Annotated in this window: 1 pseudogene; it reads right to left on the minus strand. The window is 41.1% G+C overall.

From position 1 onward, the window contains the following. Window positions 1-275 (minus strand): annotated as a pseudogene (locus ACY2RS_RS15585) (hypothetical protein); the annotation flags it as partial.

Here is a 275-nt window from a genome sequence, read left to right on the forward strand (position 1 = left end):
TAGCTTCTAATTTTGCAATATTTGCTTCTACTCGTGCAATTTTTTCTTCCTTGTTCTTTATTTCTTCATCTGAAAGAGAGTTATCCGCCTTCGCAGCTTCAAGCTTTTCTTTAGCAGCGGTAACTCTTTTTCGTGCACTGCTGATGCGATCTTGGTGAGTTGCCAGTTCTGATGCCTTTTTATCGATTTTGGCCTTGGCATCCGCAGCTCTGGCTTTTCCAAACTCTTTGCCACTAAGTTTTCCTTTTTCCTTTCCATAAGCATTACTCTTCTGC

It is taken from the genome of Patiriisocius sp. 208BN25-11, from assembly GCF_058147145.1.